The organism is Streptomyces sp. NPDC051018, assembly GCF_044456085.1.
Classification (GTDB): domain Bacteria; phylum Actinomycetota; class Actinomycetes; order Streptomycetales; family Streptomycetaceae; genus Streptomyces.
The window spans coordinates 885978-911607 of record NZ_JBITFN010000001.1 but is presented as its reverse complement, the minus strand read 5'-3'; the positions used below and the strand labels follow the sequence as shown (position 1 = coordinate 911607).

Annotated in this window: 17 protein-coding genes and 1 riboswitch; of the genes, 12 read left to right on the top strand and 5 right to left on the bottom strand. The window is 74.0% G+C overall.

The annotated features are described in order from the left end of the window. Positions 1–171: 171 nt before the first annotated feature. From ACIBCM_RS03695 to ACIBCM_RS03680, 4 genes are all read right to left on the bottom strand, one after another. A complete protein-coding gene (locus tag ACIBCM_RS03695) occupies positions 172–1770 on the bottom strand; it encodes an ABC-F family ATP-binding cassette domain-containing protein (protein WP_399239715.1) in 1599 nt (532 codons plus the stop codon). Between the two features lie 740 nt (positions 1771–2510). After that, positions 2511–4079, bottom strand: coding sequence for a hypothetical protein (locus ACIBCM_RS03690; RefSeq protein ID WP_399239713.1), 1569 nt, complete (start codon positions 4077–4079; stop codon positions 2511–2513). A 453-nt stretch (positions 4080–4532) separates the two neighbouring features. Continuing rightward, positions 4533–5144 carry a dihydrofolate reductase family protein gene (locus ACIBCM_RS03685; RefSeq protein WP_399239711.1) on the bottom strand — a complete coding sequence of 204 codons (612 nt, stop codon included), beginning with the start codon at positions 5142–5144 and terminating at the stop codon, positions 4533–4535. Positions 5145–5374: 230 nt separating this feature from the next. Beyond that, positions 5375–6502: an alpha/beta hydrolase gene (locus tag ACIBCM_RS03680; RefSeq protein WP_399239708.1), complete on the bottom strand. Its 1128-nt coding sequence runs from the start codon at positions 6500–6502 to the stop codon at positions 5375–5377. Between the two features lie 498 nt (positions 6503–7000). On the opposite strand from ACIBCM_RS03680, the gene ACIBCM_RS03675 reads away from it, so the two are divergent. From ACIBCM_RS03675 to cobI, 9 genes are all read left to right on the top strand, one after another. Next, positions 7001–8221 (top strand): anion permease, encoded by a 1221-nt coding sequence (locus ACIBCM_RS03675; RefSeq protein ID WP_399239706.1) that lies wholly within the window; start codon positions 7001–7003, stop codon positions 8219–8221. A 12-nt stretch (positions 8222–8233) separates the two neighbouring features. Then, positions 8234–8458, top strand: coding sequence for a hypothetical protein (locus ACIBCM_RS03670; protein WP_399239704.1), 225 nt, complete (start codon positions 8234–8236; stop codon positions 8456–8458). 143 nt (positions 8459–8601) lie between these two features. Next, positions 8602–8741, top strand: a riboswitch (cobalamin riboswitch). A 179-nt stretch (positions 8742–8920) separates the two neighbouring features. Next, positions 8921–9907: a cobalamin biosynthesis protein gene (locus ACIBCM_RS03665; RefSeq protein WP_399239702.1), complete on the top strand. Its 987-nt coding sequence runs from the start codon at positions 8921–8923 to the stop codon at positions 9905–9907. After that, the gene (locus ACIBCM_RS03660; RefSeq protein WP_399239700.1) at positions 9904–11478 is read left to right on the top strand and encodes a cobyric acid synthase; all 1575 of its coding nucleotides are present in this window, start codon (positions 9904–9906) and stop codon (positions 11476–11478) included. Before ACIBCM_RS03665 ends, ACIBCM_RS03660 begins: the two co-directional genes overlap by 4 nt. Beyond that, a complete protein-coding gene (gene cobN, locus ACIBCM_RS03655; protein ID WP_399239698.1) occupies positions 11475–15155 on the top strand; it encodes a cobaltochelatase subunit CobN in 3681 nt (1226 codons plus the stop codon). The genes ACIBCM_RS03660 and cobN overlap by 4 nt, the downstream gene beginning before the upstream one ends. Beyond that, positions 15152–17434 (top strand): putative cobaltochelatase, encoded by a 2283-nt coding sequence (locus ACIBCM_RS03650; RefSeq protein ID WP_399239696.1) that lies wholly within the window; start codon positions 15152–15154, stop codon positions 17432–17434. Before cobN ends, ACIBCM_RS03650 begins: the two co-directional genes overlap by 4 nt. Beyond that, positions 17434–18033, top strand: a complete 600-nt coding sequence (cobO, locus tag ACIBCM_RS03645; protein ID WP_399239694.1) for a cob(I)yrinic acid a,c-diamide adenosyltransferase — start codon at positions 17434–17436, stop codon at positions 18031–18033. The genes ACIBCM_RS03650 and cobO overlap by 1 nt, the downstream gene beginning before the upstream one ends. Next, entirely contained in the window at positions 18027–19607 is a 1581-nt protein-coding gene (locus ACIBCM_RS03640) for a cobyrinate a,c-diamide synthase (RefSeq protein WP_399239692.1), read from the top strand. Before cobO ends, ACIBCM_RS03640 begins: the two co-directional genes overlap by 7 nt. Then, entirely contained in the window at positions 19604–20338 is a 735-nt protein-coding gene (gene cobI / locus ACIBCM_RS03635; protein WP_399239690.1) for a precorrin-2 C(20)-methyltransferase, read from the top strand. Before ACIBCM_RS03640 ends, cobI begins: the two co-directional genes overlap by 4 nt. A 104-nt stretch (positions 20339–20442) precedes the next feature. On the opposite strand, the gene ACIBCM_RS03630 is transcribed toward cobI, so the two are convergent. Beyond that, complete coding sequence (locus ACIBCM_RS03630; protein ID WP_399239688.1) at positions 20443–21168, bottom strand: ZIP family metal transporter; 726 nt, start codon at positions 21166–21168, stop codon at positions 20443–20445. Positions 21169–21471: 303 nt separating this feature from the next. Here ACIBCM_RS03630 and cobM point away from each other — a divergent pair, with 303 nt between their 5' ends. The 3 genes from cobM to cobJ are packed head-to-tail and all read left to right on the top strand — an operon-like array spanning position 21472 to position 25396. After that, the gene (cobM, locus tag ACIBCM_RS03625; RefSeq protein ID WP_399239686.1) at positions 21472–22299 is read left to right on the top strand and encodes a precorrin-4 C(11)-methyltransferase; all 828 of its coding nucleotides are present in this window, start codon (positions 21472–21474) and stop codon (positions 22297–22299) included. Next, positions 22296–23711 (top strand): precorrin-6y C5,15-methyltransferase (decarboxylating) subunit CbiE, encoded by a 1416-nt coding sequence (gene cbiE / locus ACIBCM_RS03620; protein WP_399239684.1) that lies wholly within the window; start codon positions 22296–22298, stop codon positions 23709–23711. The genes cobM and cbiE overlap by 4 nt, the downstream gene beginning before the upstream one ends. Then, positions 23708–25396, top strand: a complete 1689-nt coding sequence (gene cobJ, locus ACIBCM_RS03615) for a precorrin-3B C(17)-methyltransferase (protein ID WP_399239681.1) — start codon at positions 23708–23710, stop codon at positions 25394–25396. Before cbiE ends, cobJ begins: the two co-directional genes overlap by 4 nt. Positions 25397–25630 lie beyond the last annotated feature (234 nt).

The window sequence follows — 25630 nt, the reverse complement described above, 5'->3', positions numbered from 1 at the left end:
GGATCACTCCCCGCCGCCGGAGGCCCCCCGGAGCCCTTGCCGGGGAGGGTGCCGGGGCGGATGCGGAACGGCCCGCCAGGGCGCCCGATGCCTGACCGGACGGTGTCCACGGGGCGCCGGCGGAACCTCCCCGGGCCTCTCCGGCCGGGCGCGCGGCCCGGCCGTGGACCGTCAGGCGAGCGCCACCAGGTCCGCGTAGTCCGCGCCCCACAGGTCCTCGACCCCGTCCGGCAGCAGAATGATCCGCTCCGGTTCCAGTGCCTCCACCGCTCCCTCGTCGTGGGTGACGAGGATGACCGCGCCCTTGTAGGTGCGCAGCGCGCCGAGGATCTCCTCACGGCTGGCCGGGTCGAGGTTGTTGGTGGGCTCGTCCAGGAGCAGGACGTTGGCCGAGGAGACGACCAGGGTCGCCAGCGCGAGCCGGGTCTTCTCCCCGCCGGAGAGCACCCCGGCCGGCTTGTCGACGTCGTCGCCGGAGAACAGGAACGAGCCGAGCGTCTTGCGCACCTGGACCAGATCGAGATCGGGTGCGGAGGAGCGCATGTTCTCCAGGACCGTACGCTCCGGGTCCAGGGTCTCGTGCTCCTGGGCGTAGTAGCCGAGCTTGAGGCCGTGGCCCGGGGTGACGGTGCCGGTGTCGGGCTTCTCCACCCCGGCGAGAAGCCGGAGCAGGGTGGTCTTGCCCGCGCCGTTGAGGCCGAGGATGACGACCCGGGAGCCCTTGTCGATCGCGAGGTCGACATCGGTGAAGATCTCCAGCGAGCCGTACGACTTGGACAGGCCCTCGGCCGTGAGCGGGGTCCTGCCGCAGGGCGCGGGCTCGGGGAAGCGGAGCTTGGCGACCTTGTCGGCGGCCCGTACCTCCTCCAGCCCGGCGAGCAGCCGCTCGGCGCGCTTGGCCATGTTCTGGGCGGCGACCGTCTTGGTGGCCTTGGCCCGCATCTTGTCGGCCTGGGAGTTGAGGGCGGCGGCCTTCTTCTCGGCGTTCTGGCGCTCGCGCTTGCGTCGCTTCTCGTCGGCCTCGCGCTGCTGCTGGTAGAGCCTCCAGCCCATGTTGTAGATGTCGATGGTGGAGCGGTTGGCGTCGAGGTAGAAGACCTTGTTGACGACCGTCTCGACGAGGTCGACGTCGTGGGAGATGACGATGAAGCCACCGCGGTAGGTCTTCAGATAGTCGCGGAGCCAGACGATCGAGTCCGCGTCGAGGTGGTTGGTGGGCTCGTCGAGCAGCAGGGTGTCGGCGTCGGAGAAGAGGATGCGGGCCAGCTCGACCCGGCGGCGCTGACCGCCGGAGAGCGTGTGCAGGGGCTGGCCGAGCACGCGGTCGGGCAGTCCGAGCGCGGCGGCGATGGTGGCGGCCTCGGCCTCGGCGGCGTAACCGCCCTTGGTGAGGAACTCCGTCTCCAGGCGCTCGTACTTCTTCATCGCCTTCTCGCGGGTGGCGCCCTTGCCGTTCGCCATCCGGTCCTCGTTCTCGCGCATCTTCTTCAGCACGGTGTCGAGTTCCCGGGCGGAGAGGATGCGGTCGCGCGCGAGCATGTCCAGGTCGCCGGTGCGCGGGTCCTGCGGGAGATAGCCGACCTCGCCGGAGCGGGTGATCGCGCCCCCGGCGGGGATGCCCTCGCCCGCGAGGCACTTGGTGAGGGTCGTCTTGCCGGCGCCGTTGCGGCCGACCAGGCCGATGCGGTCGCCCTTGGCGATGCGGAAGGAAGCGGACTCGATGAGGACGCGCGCGCCGGCGCGCAACTCGATGCCGGAAGCGGTGATCACGGACAGACTCCAGGGCAAGCGGTACGGACGGCGGAAGGGAGGGCGCGAAAAAACGTCGGAAAACGTCGGAAACGTCAAAGAACCCCGAAGAACCTCACAGAACCTCAAAGAACTCCGAAGCGCCTCGACAGACGTCGACGCCGTCTAATGCACGAGGAGAATGGCCATAGCGGCCAGTCTAACGGGGGCGTGCAAGTGGTTTGCCGCCTGCGGGAGCGTGAGAGCGGCTTCCGGAGGGCCGAGTTCAGGGGTACGCGGCGCCCGGCCGGGAAGTCGGCCGCGAGGGGCCGCGGTGGACTGTGGACGACGGCCCCGGCCCTGTGCCGACGGCTGCGGCGGCACCGCCGGTATTCCCCACGGGATGCCCGCGGTCGTCGTCGGCTGCCGTGTGCTGGAGCGGTTCCGGGGCCCGGCCGCCCGGTGTCAGCGGTTCGCCGGGGGTTCGCCCGGGGATTCCCGACGGGTGTCATGCCCGCCGCGACGCCTCGGGCCGATCCTCGGCGGGCGTTGCCGGCGGGCAGCGCCAGACTGAGACACACCTCACATTCCCCTGGGGGATCCGAGCGGGGCACGCCTCGCGGGCCCCCGGGCCCGGGCCCCCGGAGGGCCCGGGCCGGAGTCGTCGTCCGGGCGCGGGTACGGGTGCCGGGAGCCGGTGGCCCGGCGGGGGCACTCCCCCGCCGGGCCCGCCCACCGTCACCGGACCGGCCGGCCCCGGCAGCCGGTCGGTGCCGTCGGGCCTACGCGCCGCCGGTGTGGACCTGGAACGCCGCTCGGCGGACGGCCTTGGCGAGCGCCGGGTCGGGGTGGGCGGCGGCCAGGGCGACCAGGACCTGGACGGTGCGGGGGTGTCTGCCGGAGCGGACCTCTTCGAGCAGTGCCGGGACCGTGCCCTGGACCGCCGAGTCGAGATGGCGCAGCAGCAGTTGGGGTTCACCGTGGTCGGCGACGGCCGCCGCGGTGTCCACCCAGAGCCAGGTGGCCTCCTCACGGGTGAGGACGTCCGACGCGTCATCGGGGTCGACGCCCTCGTACTCGGCGAGCCAGAGCAGGGCGTACGGGCGCAGGGTGGGCTCTTCGGCGGCGGCGCGGACCTCGGCCTCGGCGGGGGCTCCGACGGCCCGCAGCGCCTCGAAGGCCAGGCCCCGCAGCAGGGCGTCCTCGCCCCGGGCGACGGTGAGCAGTTCGCTCACGGCGCTGGAGACCGTACGGGCGGCCAGCCAGGCGCGGTACTCGGCACGGGCCGGGCCGGGGGTGAGGCGGGCGCAGCCGCGGAGCATGTCGTCGGCGGACTGCTCGATATTGCCCGCCGGGCTCTGGGCGGCGACGCAGATCTGCTCCAGCTTGACCCAGACCGCCCAGTTGCCGAGCGGGGTGAGGGTGGCGGACCGGCCCCTGTCGAGGGTGAGGGCCCCCACGGTGGCCAGTCCGTCGAGGGCCCAGCCGAGCAGGCGCGAGACGGGGACGTCCCGCCCGGCTCCGGCCGCCCCGCCGTCCTCGGACACCACCAGCGCGGCCGGACGGCCCGCGCCGGCGTACCCGGTGGCGGACCGGTTGGCGGAGGCGGGCGCGGGTGCGCCGGGCGCGGGGGTGTCCGCCCCGGGCAGCCCCGCGCCGGGGGCGCCGGCGTCCGGCAGGGGCCCCGGCGCGGTTTGCTCCGGGGGTCCGGGCCGCTCCTGGGTGCCGTACGGGACCTCACAGCGTTCCTCGCGGAGTTCCGCCACCCGCTGCTCCAGCAGATCGAGCAGGGCGGGGACGAGTACCGGCCCGGCCGAGAGCTGGAGGAGGGAGAGCAGTTGCGGGACGGCTTCGACGACCTCGGCGACGGCCGTGGGCGCGACATCGCCGGGGGCGGGGTGCGCCAGCGACCACGCGTCGAAGAGGGCGACCCAGCCGCGCAGTACGGCCATGTCGTCGCGGTCCCAGGCGCGCAGCCGCCAGCCCGGGCGGGCGGTGTCGCCGTGCAGTTCGACCAGTCCGGCGAGGCGGGCCCGGTCCCAGCCCGCGCGTACCTGGGCGGGGGTCAGTTCCAGTGCGGCCGCGGCCCGTTCCTCCGCGCGGTCGGCGAGCGGTGCGGTGCTGGGGTCCCGGTCGACGGCGGCCCAGCGGGCGATCCGTACGGCGTCGGTGAGGACCTCTCTCGCCTGGCGGGCCAGCTCGGCGGGCGGAGGAGTGCCCTCGGGGGGCCTCGGGGCCGGACGGGTGCGCCGGGTCGTCACGGCCCTGCGGGCGCTGGCCAGCGGCCGCGGGCGGACGAGACGGAGTCTGGAGTTGCGCGCCAATTGCTCATCAGGCTTTCGGGACGTCACAAGGAGCAGTCTTCCCGTTGACGGCCCGAAAGCCCAAACGGAACCTGTCGGGCGGCAGATCGGCCGGATTCAGTGCCTCTGGCGGCGGGGCGGCGCGGGCACCCGGAATCCGGCCCGTACGGGCTCGACCGTGCCTGCCCGCAACGGCGGCGCCCGCCCGGAGCGCGGGTCCCCGGCGTCCGGTGCGGCGCGGCGCCGGCGGCGGGTCTGGTACGGGGACGCGCCCGGGTGATCCCGGCAGCGCGGCGCGGTTGCGGGCCGGGGTCGCGGACTGGGCGTCCCGGGCCGGGCGGGCCCGCCGATCAGCCGGGTGAGCGGCCCTTCGGGCCACCGCACCGGGCTGCTGCCGTCCCACCCGGTCCCACCCGTTCCCGGGGGCCGGTGGACGCCCGGAGAGAACCCGTGCCCGGCGGCCCCTGCCCGGAGACCGGCTCGATCAGCCCGGGACAGCCCTTACGCGCCGACCCCGTACGTCCCGTACTCCGGAAGGCCCGTCGGCTCGAAGATCTGCACCGCGATACCGCTCGGCGTCGTCTCGCTGTGCAGCGGCCGCAGGCCGGCGGGGGTGCCGCCGTCCGGGAACAGCCGTCGTCCGCTGCCCACGACCACCGGGGCGATCGCGAGCCGCAGCTCGTCGATCAGGCCGGCGGCCGGCAGGGACTGGCCGAGCCGGGCACTGCCGTGGATCTGGAGCTCGCGGCCGGGCCGCCGTTTCAGTTCCGCGACCCGGGCGGGGATGTCGCCGGACAGGATCGTGGCCGGCTGCCACCCGGCCTCGGTCAGGGTCTGGGAGGCGACGTACTTCGGCGAACCGTTCAGAATGCGGGCGTTCGGGTGGTCGGTCATCTCCGGCCAGTCCCGGGCGAAGTTCTCGTAGGTACGGCGGCCGAACAGGAATGCGTCCGCCGCGCCGAGCCAGCCGGCGGCCACCCGCTCGAACGCCTCGTCCAGGTGCGGCACGAACCAGCCGCCCCGGGCGAATCCGTCGCTGGTGTCCTCGTCCGGGGAGCCGGGCCCCTGGGAGACGCCGTCCAGCGACAGGAACTCCTGTAGTACCAGCCTCATCGCACACCACTTCTCTCCCGGCCCGGGAGACATCCGTCCCCGCCCTTCCGACTTCGTCACCCGGGGAAAGTCATCGGTCTCCCCGCAGCGCACGAGCCGGTCGCGAAGAGGCCGACGAGGAGAGCCCGGCCCGGACCACACCGACGACGCCGACCGCGCCGACCACACCGATGCCGCACGACCCCGGTGGCGCCGTCGCCCGCGTCGTACGGCGCCCGCTCCTACGCCCTCTAGAGCAAGGGGGTCAGAAAGCGGCGGAGCGCTTCCTCGTACCCGGCCGGGTCGGCGTTCCACATGGCCGCGTGCGGGGCGTCGAGGACCGTGTGGAGGGTGACGAGTTCGGGACGGCCCGCGGCCAGTGCCCGGGAGGGCCCCCAGGGGGCGAGGGTGTCGTCGGGGCCGTGGAGGATCAGGGTCGGCACCCGTACGGCCTGTGCGCGGGCCATGGTGATCAGCCCGCCCCCGGCCAGCCCCGCCCGGCCGCGGGCCGCTCTGGCGACGAGCGGCACCAGGGGTCCGGGGGTGTGGCGGGCGGCGGCCAGACCCCGCAGGGTCGCGTCCTGGTCGAGCACCGGGGAGTCGAGGACGAGCCCGCTGATCCGGTCGCGCAGCGTGGAGTTGGCGGCGGTGCGCAGTGCCATGGCGGCGCCCGTGGACCAGCCGAGCAGCACGACGCTCACGGCGCCGCGGCCCACGGCGAAGCGGACGGCCGCGTCCAGGTCCCGCCACTCGGAGTCGCCGAGGTGGCCGAGGCCGCCCGGGGGGCGGGGCGCGTCCGGGTCGCCCCGGTAGCCGAGGCCGAGCACGGGCATGCGTCTGCCGTGCAGAAACGGAAGGAGGTTCATGGGGTGTTCCCGGGTGGCCCCGAGCCCGTGCACGGCGATCACCCAGGTGTCGCGGGGGCCCGGCACCAACCAGGCGGGCAGTGGACCGAGTTCGCCGGGGATGCTGACGTCCTCGTGGTCGATGCCCAGGGCCTCCGTGGGGGTGCCGGTGTGGAGCCGGGGGGTCATCCGGACCCGGGTACCGGGCTCCAGGGCTCCGTGGCCGACCTGCTCCAGCCTGCGGACCAGGGTGTCGGCGGGGTGGGAGACCCCTTCGAGGACGGGGCCGACGATCGCGTGGACGCCCGGTCCCTCGATCCCGTACGTGCCGGGGCGGCGCGAGGCGAGGGCCCGGGTCAGGGTCACCTGGCCGGCCGCGGTGGCGTGCACGGTGAGCCGGGGGTCCCCGGGGAGGGCTCGGCCGGGCGACGCCTTGAGCGTGGCGTCGCCCGCGTACCGGCCGGCCACGGCCGCGGCCGCGCCGACGCCTATCAGGGTGGTGACGGCCGCTGCCGTCGCGGTTACCGGACGCATCCCCTCAGTGTCGGCACGGGCGCGGCACGCTGCCAGTGGACGGGCGCCGGCCGGGGTAGCCCCTGAAGCCGAAGACCGGGCCGAAGGCGGGCAGAAGACGGGCGGCGGACAGGCCGGAGACCGGCGGAGGACGGGCCGGAGACGGGCGGAGGACTGTCCGGAATCACCGGGCGCACAAGGGGCGCGAATGTTCGGGGATCGGGTTTCCGTCGAACGCCCGGGAACCCGGATCCCCGGGTTCCACCGACCGCTCCGGCCCGCCCGGTGACCCGGATGGCGTGTCGGGGAAGCGCGGTGATGCATATCACCATAAAATCCCTCGAAAGCCACTTCCTGTCCGCCTCGAACGGCCGCAACCGGAATCCCGGCCCGGGGGAAGCGGAAGCGGAAGGATAAGAACCGGTTGGAGACACCCCGAGTCCGGCCCCAGTTCACCTTCCGTTCACCCAGGTTACCTACGTTCGGCGAGCCACTGACCTCCAAAGATTGCCTGGGTAAATGGAACACATCACGCTGCTGCTCACGATCGTAATCGTGACAGCTCTCGTGTTCGATTTCACGAACGGTTTCCACGACACCGCCAACGCGATGGCGACGACCATCTCGACCGGCGCAATGAAGCCCAAGACCGCGGTGGCCATGTCCGCCGTGCTCAACCTCGTCGGCGCGTTCCTGTCGGTGGAGGTCGCGAAGACGATCTCCAGCGGCATCGTCAACGAGTCAGGCATCACCCCCGAAGTCATCTTCGCGGCGCTCGTCGGCGCCATCCTCTGGAATCTGGCCACCTGGCTGATAGGCCTGCCGTCCAGCAGCTCGCACGCCCTGATGGGCGGACTGATCGGTGCGACCATCGCCTCGGTCGGCATGAGCGGCGTCAACGGCGGCACGGTCGTCACCAAGGTCCTGATTCCCGCCGTCGCCGCGCCGCTGGTCGCCGGCATCGGCGCGTTCTTCGCCGCCAGGCTGACGTACCGCATCGGACGCAAGGCGGACGGCAAGGGCACGGAGAAGGGCTACCGGGCGGGTCAGATCGCCTCGGCCGGTCTGGTCTCGCTGGCCCATGGCACCAACGACGCCCAGAAGACGATGGGAATCATCACGCTGGCCCTGGTCGCCGGCGATGTGCTCTCCCCCGGCTCCAACCCCCCGATGTGGGTCATCGTCTCCGCGGGCGTCGCGATCGCGCTCGGCACCTACCTCGGTGGCTGGCGCATCATCCGCACCATGGGCAAGGGTCTGACCGACCTCCAGCCGCAGCAGGGCTTCGCCGCCCAGACCAGCGCGGCCAGTGTCATCCTCGCCTCCTCGAACCTCGGCTTCTCCCTCTCCACCACGCACTCCTGCTCCGGTGCCGTCATGGGTGCCGGCCTCGGCCGCAAGGGCGGGGTGGTCCGCTGGTCCACCGCCACCCGGATGTTCGTGGCCTGGGGTCTGACGCTGCCGGCCGCCGCACTGGTGGCCGCGGGCTCCGAGTTCGTGACCAAGCAGGGTGACTGGGGAGTGGCGGCCGTCGCCGTCTTCCTGATCGCCTCCTGTGCCGCGATCTGGCTGGTCTCGCGCCGCCAGGTCGTCGACCACACGAACGTGAACGACGTCGAGCACGGCGAGCCCGTGGGCGCCGTCAACGCCGCCCTCGCCCAGGACGACCTCAAGACCACCATCCCGTCCCCCGCTCCCTCGGCCCCCGAAGCGGGTCCGGCGAGCCGGGCCGCGGTGTAAGGACAGATCAGCATGAAAATCGACTGGGAAGCCCTCGGCTCCGTCTTCGGCGTGAGCCTCGTGTCGACCGTGGTGGTGGTGGGTCTCTTCGCCGTCGGCGTGGTCGCGCTCAGCAAGCAGGAGTCGGCGGCAGGCGGAGGCGGTGGCTCCGCGGCCCTCGCCCGTACCGGCGCGTACGCCTGCTTCGCGCTCTGCACGGCGGCCGTGGCGTACGGGATCTATCTGATCGTCACCTGACGGCCGCGGCCGTCGGGACTCACGTCCGCGCCTCACCCGTTTCCGTCGAAGGGCCGGGCACCCGATGGGGGTGCCCGGCCCTCCGGCTGTCCGGATGTGGGGCTCAGCACACTGCCCCTCCGCAGGTCAAAGGCAGGTTGACGGGTGTTCTCGGAGCGTGGTGGACTTCCTTGGCCATCACGACGGAGGCAGAGGAAGCCGGTGCGAATCCGGCGCGGTCCCGCCACTGTGACCGGGAATGACTCCCGGGAGCCAGGAACTCTCACCGTCGGACTCGTCGAACCAGGGCGCGGACACCCTGAGTGAGGACATTTCGCCATGCGCGGCTGCGGTTCAGCTCCTGCCCTGAATGCACTGAATGCCCCGAACGCACTGGGAGCGCCCGGAGCTCCGAAGGGGCTGAAGGCGCCCGGCACGGCACCGGGTTCACCGTTCCCCCGAGGCGGGGCAACGGCCTGACCCATGCGTGCCGACCGAGTATTCGCGTACGGCGCCGCTCTCGGCCTCACCGGCGATCTGCTGCTCGGCGATCCCCGCCGGGGGCACCCCGTCGCCGCGTTCGGGCGGGCCGCGGGCGCCGTCGAGCGTGTCCTGTGGCGCGACCACCGCGGCTGGGGCGCGCTGCACACCGCCGTGTGCGCCGGAGGCGCCGCTTCCGGTGCCGCGCTCCTCGCCCGGGGGGCGCGCCGGAGCCCCGCCGCCTCCCTGGCCCTGACCGCCGCCGCCACCTGGACCGTCGTCGGGGGTACCTCGCTGGGGCGGGAGGCCCGTGCCGTCGGGCGGGCGCTCGCCGCGGGCGACACGGCGGCGGCCCGTGAGCGGCTGCCGCATCTGTGCGGACGTGATCCGCACGCCCTGGACGAGCAGCAGATCGCGCGCGCGGTCGTCGAGTCCGTCGCCGAGAACACCTCCGACGCCGTCGTGGGGGCGCTGGTGTGGGGCGCGCTGGCCGGAGTTCCCGGGCTGGCGGGGTTCCGCGCGGTCAACACCCTGGACGCGATGGTGGGTCACACCTCCCCCCGCTACCGGCGGTTCGGCTGGGCCTCGGCCCGCCTCGACGACCTCGCCGGCTGGCCGGGGGCCCGGCTCACGGCCGCGCTGGCCGTGCTCGCGGGCGGCGGCGCGCCCGGAGCCGTACGGGCCTGGCGGTCCGATGCCCACCGGCATCCGAGCCCCAACGCGGGCCCCGTCGAGGCGGCGTTCGCGGGAGCCCTCGGAGTACGGCTCGGCGGCACCCTCTCGTACGGCGGCCGGGTCGAGCACCGGCCCGTGCTCAACGGCGGGGGACGCGCGGTGGGGATCGGCGACATCGAACGGGCCGTCCGGCTGTCGCGCCGGGTCGGGCTGCTCGCGCTCGGCGCCTGTGTCGCCGCACGGCCGGTGTTCCGCCGGGCGGCGGGTACGGCGGGCGCCGCGGCGAACCGGCTGCGCCGGGGAGGCGCCCGATGACCGGCCGCAGGCGCGGGGGCGGGCTCCTCGTCGCCGGGACCACCTCGGACGCGGGCAAGAGTGTCGTCACCGCCGGGATCTGCCGCTGGCTCGTGCGGCAGGGGGTGCGGACCGCTCCCTTCAAGGGGCAGAACATGTCCCTGAACTCGTTCGTGACCCGTGACGGCGCGGAGATCGGCCGCGCTCAGGCCATGCAGGCGCAGGCCGCCCGCGTCGAGCCGACCGCGCTGATGAACCCCGTCCTCCTCAAGCCCGGCGGTGACCGGAGCAGCCAGGTGGTCCTGATGGGCAGGCCCGTCGGCGAGATGAGCGCGCGCGGCTACCACGGCGGCCGTCAGGAGGCGCTGCTCGGGACCGTCGTGGAGTGCCTGGAGGAGCTGCGGAGCACGTACGACGCCGTGATCTGCGAGGGTGCGGGCAGCCCGGCCGAGATCAATCTGCGGCGCACGGACATCGTCAACATGGGTGTCGCCCGGGCGGGCCGGCTGCCGGTGCTCGTCGTCGGGGACATCGACCGCGGCGGGGTCTTCGCCTCCTTCTTCGGCACCACCGCGCTGCTGAGCGCCGAGGACCAGGGGCTGGTCGCGGGCTATCTGGTCAACAAGTTCCGCGGGGACGTCTCGCTGCTGGAGCCGGGGCTCGACATGCTGCGCCGGCTCACCGGACGGCGGACGTACGGGGTTCTGCCGTACGCGTCCGGGCTCGGCATCGACGAGGAGGACGGGCTGCGCGTGTCCCTGCGCGGAACGGTCCGGGAGTCGGCCGTGACGCCGCCCGTCGGGGAGGAGGTCCTGCGGATCGCGGTGTGCGCGGTGCCGCTGATGTCCAACTTCACGGACGTGGACGCGCTGGCCGCCGAACCGGGTGTGGTGGTGCGGTTCGCCGACCGGCCCGAGGAGTTGGCCGACGCGGATCTGGTGATCGTGCCGGGAACGCGGGGCACGGTCCGGGCGCTGGACTGGCTGAGGAAGCGGGGCCTTGCCGCGGAGCTGGTGCGCAGGGCGGCCGAGGGGCGTCCCGTGCTGGGCATCTGCGGCGGGTTCCAGATGCTCGGCGAGCACATCGAGGACGCGGTCGAGTCACGGGCGGGATCCGTGACCGGTCTCGGGCTGCTGCCCGTACGCGTGCGGTTCGCGGCCGGGAAGACCCTGGCAAGGCCGGCCGGCACGGCCCTCGGTGAGCCCGTGGAGGGATACGAGATCCACCACGGCGTCGCCGAGGTCCTGGGCGGGGAGCCGTTCATCACCGCCGTCGCGGGAGGCGGCCCGGAGGGCTGCCGGGTCGGCGAGGTGTGGGGCACCCACTGGCACGGCTCACTGGAGAGCGACGGCTTCCGGCGGCAGTTCCTGAGACGGGTCGCGAGCGCCACCGGCAGGCGTTTCGTACCCGCTCCGGACACGTCGTTCGGAGCGCTGCGCGAGGAACAGCTGGACCGGCTCGGCGACCTCGTCGAGGAACACGCGGACACGGACGCGCTCATGCGGCTCATCGAGCGGGGCGCGCCGACGGATCTTCCCTTCGTCCCACCCGGCGCGCCCCCTGCCCCCGGAGACCTTGGAGCACCCGTATGAGCACTGTGCTGTTGTTGTCGACCGCCGACACGGATCTGCTGGCGGCCCGTTCGTCCGGCGCGCCCTACCGCGTCGGCAACCCGACCCGTGTCGACGTCCGTGCGGAGCTGCCCGCGCTGATCGAGGGCGCGTCCGTCGCGGTCGTACGGCTGCTGGGCGGCCGGCGCGCCTGGGAGGACGGGCTGGCCGTGCTGCGGGAGTCGGGGATCCCGACCGTCCTGCTGGGCGGGGAGGCCGTTCCCGACGCGGAGCTGATGGCCGAGTCGACCGTCCACGCGGGCGCGGTGGCCGAGGCGCTGCGCTATCTCGTGGAGGGCGGCCCGGACAATCTGGTGGAGCTGGCCCGGTTCCTGGACCAGGACGTCCTGCGGACGGGCGCCACACGGCCCGGGGAGACCCGGGAGAGGCAGAGCGCCGAGCCGCGGACGATGCCCGCCTGGGGCGTGCACGGCTCCCGTGAGCGGCGGGAGGGGCGGCCCACCGTGGGGGTGCTCTTCTACCGCGCGCACGAACTGTCGGGGAACACCTCCTTCGTCGATGTGCTGTGCGACCGGATCGAGGCCCGGGGCGCCAACGCCCTCCCGGTGTACGTCGGTTCGCTGCGGGGTGCCGATCCCGGGCTGTTCGCGCTGCTGGGGACGGCGGACACCCTGATCGCGACGGTGCTGGCGGCCGGCGGGACCACCGCGGCCCGGGCGAGCGCGGGCGGGGACGAGGAGGCGTGGGACATCGGCGCGCTCGCCGAGCTGGACGTACCCGTCCTCCAGGGTCTGTGCCTCACCTCGTCCCGCCGCGACTGGGAGGAGTCGGACGCGGCCCTGACCCCCATGGACGCGGCGATGCAGGTCGCGATCCCCGAGTTCGACGGGCGGATCGTCACGGTCCCCTTCTCGTTCAAGGAGGAGGGCCCGGACGGTGTCCCGGTGTACGCCGCCGATCCCGGGCGGGCCGGGCGCGTCGCGGGGATCGCGGTGCGCCACGCCCGGCTGCGGCACAAGACGAACGCGGAGAAGAAGGTGGCGCTCGTCTTCACCGCGTATCCGACGAAGCACTCACGCGTGGGCAACGCAGTGGGGCTCGACACTCCCGTCTCCGCCGTGCGGGTGCTCGACGCGCTCAGGGACGCCGGATACCGGGTGGAGGGCCACCCGGACAGCGGGGACGAGCTGATCCACCGGCTCATCGGCGCGGGCGGGCACGATGTGGAGTGGCTGACCGAGGAGCAGCTCGCCGCCGCTCCCGCGCGCGTACCGCTCGCCGACTACCGGGCCTGGTTCGACAAGCTGGAGCCGGGGCTGCGGAACGGAATGCTGGAGCACTGGGGGGAGCCGCCGGGCTCGCTCTACGTCGACGGCGACGACATCGTGCTGGCCTCGCTCCGGTTCGGGAACGTCATCGTGATGATCCAGCCGCCGCGTGGTTTCGGTGAGAACCCGATCGCGATCTACCACGACCCGGACATGCCTCCCTCGCACCACTATCTGGCCGCCTACCGCTGGCTGGAGGAGTCGTTCGGCGCGGACGCGGTCGTCCATATGGGCAAGCACGGCACCATGGAGTGGCTGCCGGGCAAGGGGCTCGGCCTGTCGGCGGGCTGCGGCCCCGACGCGGTCCTCGGCGAACTGCCGCTCGTCTACCCGTTCATCGTGAACGATCCCGGTGAGGGCACCCAGGCCAAGCGCCGGGGGCACGCCACCGTGGTCGACCATCTGGTGCCGCCGATGGCGCGCGCCGACACCTACGGCGACCTCGCCAAGCTGGAACAGCTCCTCGACGAGTACGCGCTGGTCAGCGATCTCGACCCGGCGAAGGCACCGGCGGTGCGGGCGCAGATCTGGACGCTGGTGAAGGCGGCCGAGCTCCATCACGATCTGCGGGTCGACGACCAGCCGGACGACGACGAGTTCGACGAGTTCGTCATGCACATCGACGGTTATCTGTGCGAGATCAAGGACGTCCAGATCAGGGACGGACTCCATGTCCTCGGCGGCGGGCCCGAGGCCGGGGCCCGGGTCAATCTGGTGCTGGCGGTGCTGCGCGCCTCCCAGGTGTGGGGCGGCACGGCGAACGCGCTGCCCGGTCTGCGGGCCGCTGTCGCGGATCACTTCGGACTGGTGGAGAAGGAACTGCTCGCCGAGCCCGGCGCGCCCGTCAAGGTTCCGGACGCGCTGGCCTCGCTGGTCCCCGGCCTTCCCGCGCGTACGGGCGCGGACGCGATCGATCTGCTGGAGCAGCTGTGCCGGCGGCTGGCGGAGGGCATGGAGTCCCTGGACTGGGAGCCGGACCGGGTGACGTCCGAGGTCCGCCGGGTGCTGGAGTGCGAACTGCCGGACGCGGTCGCGGTGCTGGAGTTCGCCTGCCGTGAGGTCGTACCCCGGCTGGCCCGGACGACGGACGAGATCGGCAACGTCCTGCACGCGCTGGACGGCGGATACGTCCCGGCCGGACCGTCCGGATCGCCGACCCGCGGCCTGGTCAACGTCCTGCCGACCGGGCGGAACTTCTACTCCGTCGACCCCAAGGCGATCCCGTCCCGGCTGTCGTGGGAGGTGGGCCAGTCGCTGGCCGACTCCCTGGTGGCCCGCTATCTCGCCGACACCGGCGCGTATCCCCGGTCCGTGGGCCTGACCGTCTGGGGCACCTCGGCGATGCGCACCCAGGGCGACGACATCGCCGAGATCCTCGCGCTGCTGGGCTGCCGCCCGGTGTGGGACGACGCGTCCCGGCGGGTGACCGGATTCGAGATCGTGCCGCCCGGGGAGCTGGGCCGCCCGCGTATCGATGTGACGGTCCGGATCTCCGGCTTCTTCCGGGACGCGTTCCCGCATGTGGTCGGGCTGATCGACGATGCCGTACGGGCCGTGGCCGAGCTGGACGAGCCGGCCGACGTCAACTACGTACGGGCGCACGCCGACGAGGACACCGCCGGGCACGGCGACCGCCGCCGGGCCACGTCCCGGATCTTCGGTTCCAAGCCGGGGGCGTACGGCGCGGGTCTGCTGCCGCTGATCGACGCGCGGAACTGGACCTCCGACGCGGATCTCGCCGAGGTGTACGCGGTGTGGGGCGGCTACGCGTACGGGCGCGGGCTGGACGGCCGGGCGGCCCGCGGGGACATGGAGACGGCGTTCCGGCGGATCGCGGTCGCGGCGAAGAACGTCGACACCCGGGAACACGACCTGGTCGACGCCGACGACTACTTCCAGTACCACGGCGGCATGGTGGCGATGGTGCGCCATCTGACGGGCGAGTCCCCGCAGGCGTACGTCGGCGACAGCGCGGCCCCCGACCAGGTGAAGACCCGCACGCTGGGCGAGGAGACCCACCGGGTGTTCCGCGCCCGGGTGGTCAACCCCCGCTGGATGGCCGCCATGAGGAGGCACGGCTACAAGGGCGCCTTCGAGATGGCGGCGACCGTGGACTATCTGTTCGGCTACGACGCCACGGCGGGGGTCGTGGACGACTGGATGTACGAGAAGTTGTCGGCACAGTACGTCTTCGACCCGGAGAACCGGGACTTCATGAAGCGGTCCAACCCCTGGGCGCTGCGGGGCATCACGGAGAGGCTGCTGGAGGCGGCGGACCGGGGGCTGTGGGCGGAGCCGAACGCCGCGACCCTGGAGCGGCTGCGGGAGACCTATCTCGAACTCGAAGGTGATCTGGAGGGGGACGCATGAGCACGCCTTACCCGTTCACGGCGATCGTCGGACAGGACGACCTCAGGCTCGCGCTGCTGCTGAACGCGGTGTCGCCCCGGGTCGGCGGGGTGCTGGTGCGGGGCGAGAAGGGGACCGCGAAGTCCACCGCCGTCCGTGCGCTGGCGGCGCTGGCGCCCGAGGTCGCGGTCGTCGCGGGGTGTCGGTTCTCCTGTGATCCGGGCTCCCCCGATCCGGGGTGCCCGGACGGGCCCCATGAACCGGGCCCGGGGGTGGTCCGGCCCGCGCGGACGGTGGAGCTGCCCATCGGCGCGTCCGAGGACCGGCTCGTCGGGGCACTCGACATCGAGCGGGCCCTCGCGGAGGGGGTGAAGGCGTTCGAACCGGGACTGCTCGCGGACGCGCACCGGGGAATCCTGTACGTGGACGAGGTGAACCTCCTCCACGACCATCTGGTGGATGTGCTGCTGGACGCCGCGGCCATGGGCGCGTCCTATGTCGAGCGCGAGGGGGTCTCCGTACGGCACGCGGCCCGGTTCCTGCTGGTGGGGACGATGAACCCCGAAGAGGGCGAGCTGCGACCGCAGTTGCTGGACCGCTTCGGGCTGACCGTGGAGGTCACGGCCTCGCGGGAGCCGGATCAGCGGGTGGAGGTCGTACGCCGGAGGCTGGCGTACGACGACGGTCCCGCCGCCTTCGCCGACCGCTGGTCCGGCGAGGAGAACGCGCTGAGGGCCCGGATCACCGCGGCCCGGGAGCTGCTGCCCCGGGTCCGTCTCGGCGACGGCGCACTGCGCCAGATCGCGGCCACCTGCGCGGCGTTCGAGGTCGACGGGATGCGGGCGGACATCGTGATGGCCCGGACGGCCACCGCGCTGGCCGCGTGGGCGGGGCGCACGGAGGTCCTCGCGGAGGACGTACGGCAGGCGGCGCTGCTGGCGCTGCCCCACCGGCGGCGGCGCAATCCGTTCGACGCACCCGGGCTGGACGAGGACAGGCTGGACGAGACGCTGGAGGAGTTCGGGGACTCCGGCGGTCCGGACGCTCCCGAGGGATCCGGCGACGGGCGCGGGTCCGGGGAGTCCGGGGACGGTGGTGACGACGACGAGCCGGATCCCGGTGGCGGTGGGCAGCCCCTGCCGGACGGACCGGAAGGACCCGAAGGGCCGGACGTTTCGGACGGGCCCGACGCCCCGGACACACCGGATGCGCAGGGCGGGCCCGAGGGATCCTCGCGGGGCGGGACTCCCGCGCGGCCGGAGGGCGACGAGGACGGGGAGCCCTCGGGCGGTGGCGGCGAGCAGCGGGCGGTCGGGGCGGGCGAGCCGTTCCGGGCGAAGACGCTGAGCGTGCCGGGCATCGGCGAGGGCGCGGCCGGGCGGCGCTCGCGTTCCCGCGCCGAGCACGGGAGGACGACGGGGGCGCGCCGGGTCCGGGGCGCGCTCACCAAGCTGCATCTGGCGGCGACCGTACGGGCGGCGGCCCCGCACCAGCGGGCGCGGGGGCGCTCGGGTGCCGGTCTGGTGGTGCGCCGGGACGATCTGCGGCAGGCGGTGCGTGAGGGCCGTGAGGCGAATCTGGTGCTGTTCGTGGTGGACGCGTCCGGTTCGATGGCGGCCCGGCAGCGGATGAGCGCGGTCAAGGGCGCGGTGCTGTCGCTGCTGCTGGACGCCTACCAGCGCCGGGACAAGGTCGGACTGGTCACCTTCCGCGGCCGGGACGCCGAGCTGGTACTGCCGCCGACGTCCTCCGTGGACGCGGCGGCGGCCCGGCTCGACCTGCTGCCGACCGGCGGGCGTACACCGCTGGCGGCGGGGCTGCTCACGGCGCACGATGTGCTGCGGGTGGAGCGGATGCGTGATCCCTCGCGCCGGCCCCTGCTGGTGGTGGTGACCGACGGCCGGGCGACCGGCGGACGGGACGCGGTGGGGCTGGCGGCCCGGGCGGCGCGGCTGCACGCCGCCGAGGGGACGGCGGCGATCGTCGTGGACTGCGAGTCGGGGGCCGTGCGGCTGGGACTCGCGGGCGCGCTCGCCGGTGAGCTGCGGGGTACCGCGGTGACGCTCGGCGAGCTGCGGGCGGAGGCGATAGCCGGGCTGGTGAAGGACGTACGCACGGCGGGCGCGGGTTCCGTGCCGGGCGTGCGGCGGGGGCCGGGTTCCGTGCCGGGCCCGTTGCGGGGCTCCGGTTCCGCCCAGGGGCGGGGTTCCGCTGCCGTTTCAGGTCCGGGTTCCGTTTCGGACTCAGGTTCCGTTTCAGGTTCGGGTTCGGGTAGTCGTACCAGCGGGAGGGCCGCGTAGTGCCACAGGGACAGCCGTCCGTCGTTCCGGACGACGGGCTCACCACACGTCAGCGCCGTAACCGGCCGCTCGTCGTGGTCCATACGGGCATCGGCAAGGGCAAGTCGACCGCCGCTTTCGGGCTCGCGCTGCGGGCCTGGAATCAGGGGTGGCCGATCGGGGTGTTCCAGTTCGTGAAGTCGGCGAAGTGGAAGGTCGGCGAGGAGAACGCCCTGAGGGTCCTCGGGGCGTCCGGCGAGGGCGGCCCGGTGGACTGGCACAAGATGGGCGAGGGCTGGTCATGGGTCCAGCGCGACCGGCAGCTCAGCAACGAGGAGGCGGCCCGCGAGGGCTGGGAGCAGGTCAAGCGCGATCTGGCGGCGGAGTCGTACCGGCTGTACGTCCTGGACGAGTTCGCCTACCCCCTGCACTGGGGGTGGGTGGACACCGCCGAGGTGATCTCGGTGCTGCGGGAGCGCCCCGGGAACCAGCATGTGGTGATCACCGGGAGGAACGCGCCGGCCGAACTGCTCGGCCTCGCCGATCTGGTGACCGAGATGGCGAAGGTGAAGCACCCGATGGACGCGGGCCAGAAGGGGCAGCGGGGCATCGAGTGGTAGCACGGCTTGTGATCGCCGCGCCCTCCTCGGGCAGCGGCAAGACCACCGTCGCGACGGGCCTGATGGCGGCCTTCGCCGCGTCGGGGCTCGCCGTGTCCCCGCACAAGGTGGGCCCCGACTACATCGATCCGGGCTATCACGCGCTGGCGACGGGCCGTCCGGGCCGCAATCTGGACGCCTTTCTGTGCGGTACGGAGCTGATGGCCCCGCTGTTCGCCCATGGTGCGGCGGGGTGCGACGTGGCCGTGATCGAAGGGGTCATGGGGCTGTACGACGGCGCCGCCGGCTCCGGTGAGCTGGCGTCGACCGCGCAGATCGCCAAGCTGCTGCGGGCGCCGGTGGTGCTGGTCGTGGACGCCTCCTCCCAGTCGCGTTCGGTGGCTGCGCTGGTGCACGGCTTCGTCACCTGGGACCCCGGGGTCCGGATCGGCGGGGTGATCCTCAACAAGGTCGGCTCCGACCGGCACGAGGAACTGCTGCGGGAGGCACTGGAATCCGTGGGGGTACCGGTCCTGGGGGCGCTGCGGCGGGGCGCCGCCGTCTCGACACCGTCCCGGCATCTCGGCCTGGTGCCGGTGGCGGAACGGGCGGCGGACGCGGTGGCCTCCGTACGGGCGATGGGCGAGCTGGTACGGCGGGGGTGCGATCTGGAAGGACTCCTGGCGCTGGCGAGGTCGGCGCCCCGGGAGGCGGTCGAGCCCTGGAGCGCGGACGAGTGCTTCCGGGATGCCGCCGGTACCGGTGCCGCCGGACCGCCGGTCGTCCCGCGGGCCGTGCCGGGGCCGTCGGAGCGGGGAGGGAGCCGTTCGCCGGGTGCCGTACGGGATCCGGCGCCCCGAACGCCGGTCCGGGAGGACGGTCCCGCCGCCGTCCGGGGGACGACCGCCGCCCGGACCCCGGAGCCGATCGCCGTCCGGGCCCGGGAGGCACGTCGACCCGAACGGCTCGCCGGCCCCGGAAGTCCCGGGGCACGGCGCCCGGTGATCGCCGTCGCGGCGGGAGCGGCGTTCACGTTCTCGTACGCCGAGCAGCCGGAACTCCTTGCCGCGGCGGGCGCGCAGGTCGTCCGGTTCGACCCCCTGCGGGACGAGGAACTGCCCGAGGGCACGGGCGGGATCGTCGTCGGGGGCGGGTTCCCGGAGGTGTACGCGCCGGAGCTGTCGGCGAACGAGCCGCTGCGGAAGGCGGTCGCCCGGTTCGCGCGCGCGGGCGGGCCCGTCGCCGCCGAGTGCGCGGGGCTGCTGTATCTGGCGCGCTCGCTCGACGGCCGGCCGATGTGCTCGGTGCTGGAGGCCGACGCCCGGATGGGGGAACGGCTCACGCTCGGGTACCGGGAGGCGGTCGCCGTCACCGACAGCTGCCTCGCGCCGGCGGGGACCCGGCTGCGCGGACACGAGTTCCACCGGACCGTGGTCGAGCCGGGCGCCGGGCCCGCCCCCGCCTGGGGTCTGCACCGCCCGGAGCGCCGTACCGAGGGCTTCGTACAGCAGGGCGTGCACGCGAGTTATCTGCATACGCACTGGGCCGCGGCGCCCGGTGCCGCCCGTCGATTTGTGGAGAGGTGCACACCATGAGCAGGCTGATCGGGGTCGGAGTCGGGCCCGGTGACCCGGAGTTGGTGACCGTCAAGGGCGTACGCGTGCTGCGTGAGGCCGATGTGGTCGTCGTGCCCGTGATGGAGGGGGGCGAGCAGGGGCGCGCCGAGGCGACGGTACTGCACCATGTGGGCGCGGACCGGATCGTACGGGTGGTGTTCGCGCTCAACGAGCGCACCGACCGGGCCCGGCGCGAGGCCGCGTGGGACGCGGCGGGCGAACGGGTGGCTCAGCTGCTGCGGGACCGGGGCACCGTCGCGTTCGCGACCATCGGCGACCCCCATGTGTACTCGACGTTCACCTATCTCGCGCAGACGATCGGCGAGCTGGTTCCGGGGACCGTCGTGGAGACCGTGCCCGGGATCACCGCGATGCAGGATCTGGCGGCCCGCAGCGGCGCGGTGCTGGCCGAGGGCACCGAGCCGCTGACCCTGGTGCCGGTGACCGCGGGCGCCGCCGTGCTGAAGCAGGCGCTGGAGGGGCCGGGGACGGTCGTGGCGTACAAGTTCGGGCGGCTGGCGGCGGAGGTGGCGACGGCGCTGCGGGAGACGGGCCGGACCCGGGGCGCGGTGTGGGGCTCCGCGCTGGGGCTGCCCGGCGAGTCGATCCGCGAGGCGTCGGAGATGGACGGGCCGCCGGGCCCGCTGCCGTATCTGTCGACCCTGATCGCGCCCGCGCCGCGCGACGGCGGCAGAGGGGGCAAGCTGTGAGGCGGCGCGGCGGCGCGTGCGGGGGCTCACCCGACGGGGTCCGCCACCGGGCCGGCTCAGCCGGCGGGGCGGGGGCACACCCCGGCCCCCACCACCGGGCGGGCTCATGCGGCCAGGCCCACCGCCAGCCAGATGAAGGCCACTCCCCCGACGGTGCACAGCAGGGTGGAACGCCCCGGGTGGGTGTGGTGCGCCTCCGGCAGGATCTCGGCGGCGGCGAGATAGAGCAGAGCGCCGCCGAAGAATCCCAGGTAGCTGCCGAGCAGTTCCACCGGAATGGTGAACAGCAGGGTGGAGGCCGCCCCGACCACCGGGGCGAGGGCGTCGGCGACGAGCATGGCGACCGCCTTGGCCCGGGTGTTCCCGTAGAGGCTGGTGAGGGTGTAGGTGTTGAAGCCGTCCGCGAAGTCATGGGCGATGACCGCGAGCGCCACCGTGAGCCCCATGGCCTCGCCGACCTGGAAGGCCGCGCCGATGGCGATGCCGTCCATCAGGCTGTGGCCGACCATGGCCGCGGCCGCCGTCAGTCCCACCTGCGGGACCTTCTCCTCCTCGCCGGCCCCGTGTGCCGCCTGGCGCGCGGCCAGCAGCCGTTCCACCAGATGAGCGGTGAGAAAGCCGCCGACGAAGAGCAGCAGCGCCTGCGGTACGCCGAAGACCGGCCGGCCCGCCGCCTCCAGCGCCTCCGGCAGCAGATCGAGGCCGACCACGCCGAGCATCAGCCCGCCGGCCAGCCCGAGCACGAGGTGCCGCCGGTCGGTGACGCGCTGGGCCGTCCACCCGCCGAACAGCGTCATCAGGAACGCGCCGAGCGCGACGAACACCGCCATGCGCCCTTGCTAGCGGATTGAGCCGGGTCTTCTCTCCTTCGGACCCGTCCGGTTCACCCGTTTGCCCGCAGACCGCCGGGACCCGCCCACCCCCGGCCGCCCGCCACCCGAGTCCGCCCGACCCTGACAGCCGACACGTGCCACGCCCGCCCGCCACCGTTTTTCCGCCCGCCGCCCAAGCCCCTTACTCAAGCCCCTCCCCGCAAGACATCTCAGCCCGAACATTTCACCCGAGACATTCGATCCGAGACATTCGATCCGAGTCGTGCGACCCACGATTCCGCTGTTCCGAGAGGACCCGTCATGGCCGATGCCGTATCCGGCGTACCCGGCAAGGTGACGTTCGTCGGCGCCGGCCCCGGTGCCGCCGATCTGCTGACGTTCCGCGCCGCGCGGGCGATCGCCGCCGCCGATGTCGTCATCTGGGCGGCGAGCCTGGTGCAGTCCGAGGTGCTCGACCACGCCCGTGAGAGCGCCGAGATCCTCGACTCGGCCGCCCTGTCCCTGGAGGACGTGGTCGCCGTCTACGAGCGGGCACGGGACGAGGGCCTGAAGGTGGCCCGTATCCACTCCGGCGACCCCGCGCTCTGGGGCGGTACACAGGAGCAGGTCGACCGCTGCGCGGAGCTGGGCATCGAGGTGGAGATCGTGCCGGGGGTGTCGTCGTTCTCGGCGGTCGCCGCCATCGCGCAGCGGGAGCTGACGATCCCGGAGGTCGCGCAGTCCGTGATCCTGACCCGGCTGGGCGGCGGGAAGACGCCGATGCCGCCGGGCGAGGAGGTACGGGAGTTCGCACGGCACGGGACGACGATGGCGCTCTTCCTGTCGGCGGCGCGCTCGGGGCAGCTCGCCCAGGAACTGCTGGAGGGCGGCTATCCGACGAGTACGCCGGTGGTCGTCGCGTACCAGGCGACCTGGCCTCAGGAACTGATCCTGCGCTGCACGGTCGGGACGCTGGAGGAGACCGTCAAGGTGCACCGGCTCTGGAAGCACACGCTGTTCCTGGTCGGTCCGGCGCTCTCGGCTTCCGGCACGCGCTCGCATCTCTACCACCCGGGGCACTTCCACGGCTTCCGCAGGGCCGATCCGGCCGCCCGCAGGGCGCTGCGCGCGGAGGGTGCGACGCCGTGATCACCGTCATCGGTACGGGTACGGGGGCGCCGCTGCCGGCCCCGGACGCCGAGGCCCTGGCGTCGGCGTCGCTGGTCGCGGGCGCGGCCCGGCATCTGGCGGCGGCCGGCGTGCCCGCCCGGGCCGAGCGGATCGTCCTCGGCCCGCTGGACCCCGCCCTCGACCGTATCGAGTCGGTGCTCGGCGGCGCCGGGTCGGTGCTCGGCCGGGGCGGGCCGGGCACGGGTCCCCGGGGGGCGCCCGGCGGGGTGCCCGGCGTGGTGGTCCTCGCCTCCGGGGACCCGGGGTTCTTCGGGATCGTCCGGGCCCTGGCCGGCCGCTTCGGGCCTGATGCGCTGGACGTACGGCCCGGAGCCCCGTCCGTCGCCGTCGCGTTCGCCCGCGTCGGACTGCCGTGGGACGACGCGGTCGTGGTCAGCGCCCATGGCCGTGATCTGCGCACCGCGGTCCATGTGTGCCGCGCGCACCCCAAGACGGCGGTGCTGACCGGCCCCGGCGCGGGCCCCGCCGAGCTGGGTGCCGCGCTCACCGGCACGGGCCGGACGCTGGTGGTGGCTTCCGCGCTCGGCGACCCCCGGCGGGAGCGCGTCGAGCGGCTGTCGCCGGAGCGGGCCGCCGCCCGGGAGTGGGACGCGGTGAGCGTGGTCCTGTGTCTGGACGAGTCCCGGGCGCTGGCCGCGGAGCCGCTCACCGTGGCCGGGCCCCGGTCCCGTCCCTCCCGGTGGGCGCTGGACGAGGACGAGTTCGCGCACCGGGACTCGATGATCACCAAGTTCGAGGTGAGGGCGCTGGCGCTGGCCCGCCTCGGGCCGCGTACGGGCGATCTGGTGTGGGACATCGGCGCGGGCTCCGGATCGGTGGCCGTCGAGTGCGCCCGGTTCGGCGCCGCCGTGGTCGCGGTGGAGAAGGCCGCGGACGGTGTCGGGCGGATCCGGTCGAACGCGGTCGCGCACGGTGTGGACGTCCTGGCCGTGCACGGGAGGGCACCCGCCGCGCTGGCGGATCTGCCGGACCCGGACGCGGTGTTCATCGGGGGCGGGGGCGGTGATCTGCCCGCGATCGTCGGCGCGTGCGCGCGGCGGGCCCGGCGCACGGTGGTCGTCGCACTGGCGGCGCTGGACCGGGTCCCCGGGGTGGGTTCCGCGCTCGCCGCGGAGGGCTTCACCACCGGTGGCGTTCTGCTGAACGCGTCCCGGCTCGCCCCGCTGCCCGGGGACGTGACCCGGCTCGCGGCGGTCAACCCGGTCTTCCTGCTGTGGGGCGACCGCTCCCCGCCCGGTGTGTCGGCACCCGCGCGCGACGGAGAACCGGAGCGACCAGATCGCGGACATCCGGAGCGCGGAGGACCAGAGCCCGACGACCACCAGGACGGCCTACGAGATGGCGTCCAACGAGAAGGAGGAGTCCTGTGATCGGCCTGATCTCGGCGACGGCGTCCGGTGCCGCCGCCCGTGACCGGCTCGCGGCGGCCTGGCCCGGCCGTACCCGGGTGTACGAGGGGCCCGTGCGGACCGCCGTGGAGCGCGCGTTCGCGGAGTGCGAGCAGTTGGTCTGCTTCCTGGCGACGGGTGCGGTCGTACGGCTGATCGCCCCGCTGCTGGAGGGCAAGACGGCGGATCCCGGTGTGGTGTGCGTGGACGAGGGACAGCGGTACGCGGTGTCCCTGCTGGGCGGGCACGGCGGCGGCGCGAACGAACTGGCGGGCCGGGTCGCGGACGTCCTCGGCTGTGAGCCGGTGGTCACAACGGCCACGGACGCGGCGGACGTGCCGGGTCTGGACACCCTGGGGATGCCGGTCGAGGGCGCGGTCGCGGCCGTGAGCCGGGCCGTCCTGGACGGCGAGCCGGTGGAACTGCGGGCGGACGCGGTGTGGCCGCTGCCCCCGCTGCCGCCGAATGTGGGGCCCGATCCGGCGCCGGTGGTGCTGCGGGTGACGGACCGGCTCGTCGCGGCGGAGCCCCGCCAGGCGGTGCTGCGGCCCCCCTCACTGGTCGTCGGGGTCGGCGCGTCCTTGGGGGCACCCCTGGAGGAAGTCCTCGGACTCGTCGAGGAGACGCTGCGCGAAGCCGGTCTTTCGGCGCTGAGCGTCGCCGAGTTGGCGACCGTCGACGCGAAGGCCGGTGAGCCGGGCATCGTGGGCGCGGCGCGGGCGCTGGGGGTGCCCCTGGTGACCCATTCGGCGGAGCGCCTGGCGGGTGTCCCCGTACCGAATCCGTCCGAGGCGCCCCTGGCGGCGGTGGGGACCCCGTCGGTCGCCGAGGCGGCCGCGCTCGCGGCGGGCGGGGAACTCCTCGTACCGAAGCGGAAGTCGAGCCCCGCGGAGCGGGCCGCGATGGCGACCTGCGCGGTGGTGCGCCGACGGCCGCGCGGGCGGCTCGCCGTGGTCGGCCTCGGGCCGGGCGCGCGTGATCTGCTCACGCCCCGGGCGACGGACGAGCTGCGGCGGGCCTCGGTCCTCGTCGGGCTCGACCAGTACGTCGATCAGATCCTCGATCTCCTGCGGCCGGGGACCCGGGTGCTGGAGTCCGGGCTCGGCGCGGAGGAGGAGCGTGCCCGCACCGCCGTGGCCGAGGCGCGTGCGGGGCGCGCGGTCGCGCTGATCGGCAGCGGTGACGCGGGGGTGTACGCGATGGCGTCGCCCGCGCTCGCCGAGGCGTCGGACGACATCGACGTGGTGGGCGTACCCGGTGTGACGGCGGCCCTCGCGGCGGCGGCGATCCTGGGCGCGCCGCTCGGCCACGACCATGTGTCGATCAGCCTCTCCGATCTGCACACACCGTGGGAGGTCATCGAGCGCCGGGTCCGGGCGGCGGCCGAGGCGGACCTCATTGTGACCTTCTACAACCCGCGCAGCCGGGGCCGCCACTGGCAGCTCGCGAAGGCCCTGGAGATCCTGGCGGAGCACCGGTTTCCGCATACGCCGGTGGGTGTGGTGCGGAACGCGTCCCGGCCGGACGAATCCAGCCGACTGACCACCCTCGGCGGAGTGGATCCGGCTTCGGTGGACATGATGACGGTCGTGACGGTCGGCAACACGGCCACCCGCGAGATCGCGGGCCGCATGGTGACCCCGCGCGGCTACCGGTGGCAGTCGTGATCCCGGGTATCCGCGCGGCCGACGGACCGGTGGCCGAGAAGGTGCCCGGCGGGTCCGGCGCACGATCGGCGATCCGTACGCCGCCGGTCGCGGGGCCGTACCCGGCACGGCGACTGCCGACGGCGCCTTGGGCGCCTGAATCCCCGGCCGGACGGCCCCACCGCCGAGCGGGCCGAGCCCTGGCCCGGGCATGCGTCGGCCTGGAGCGCGCACGGGCCCACCCGGCCCCGCCGG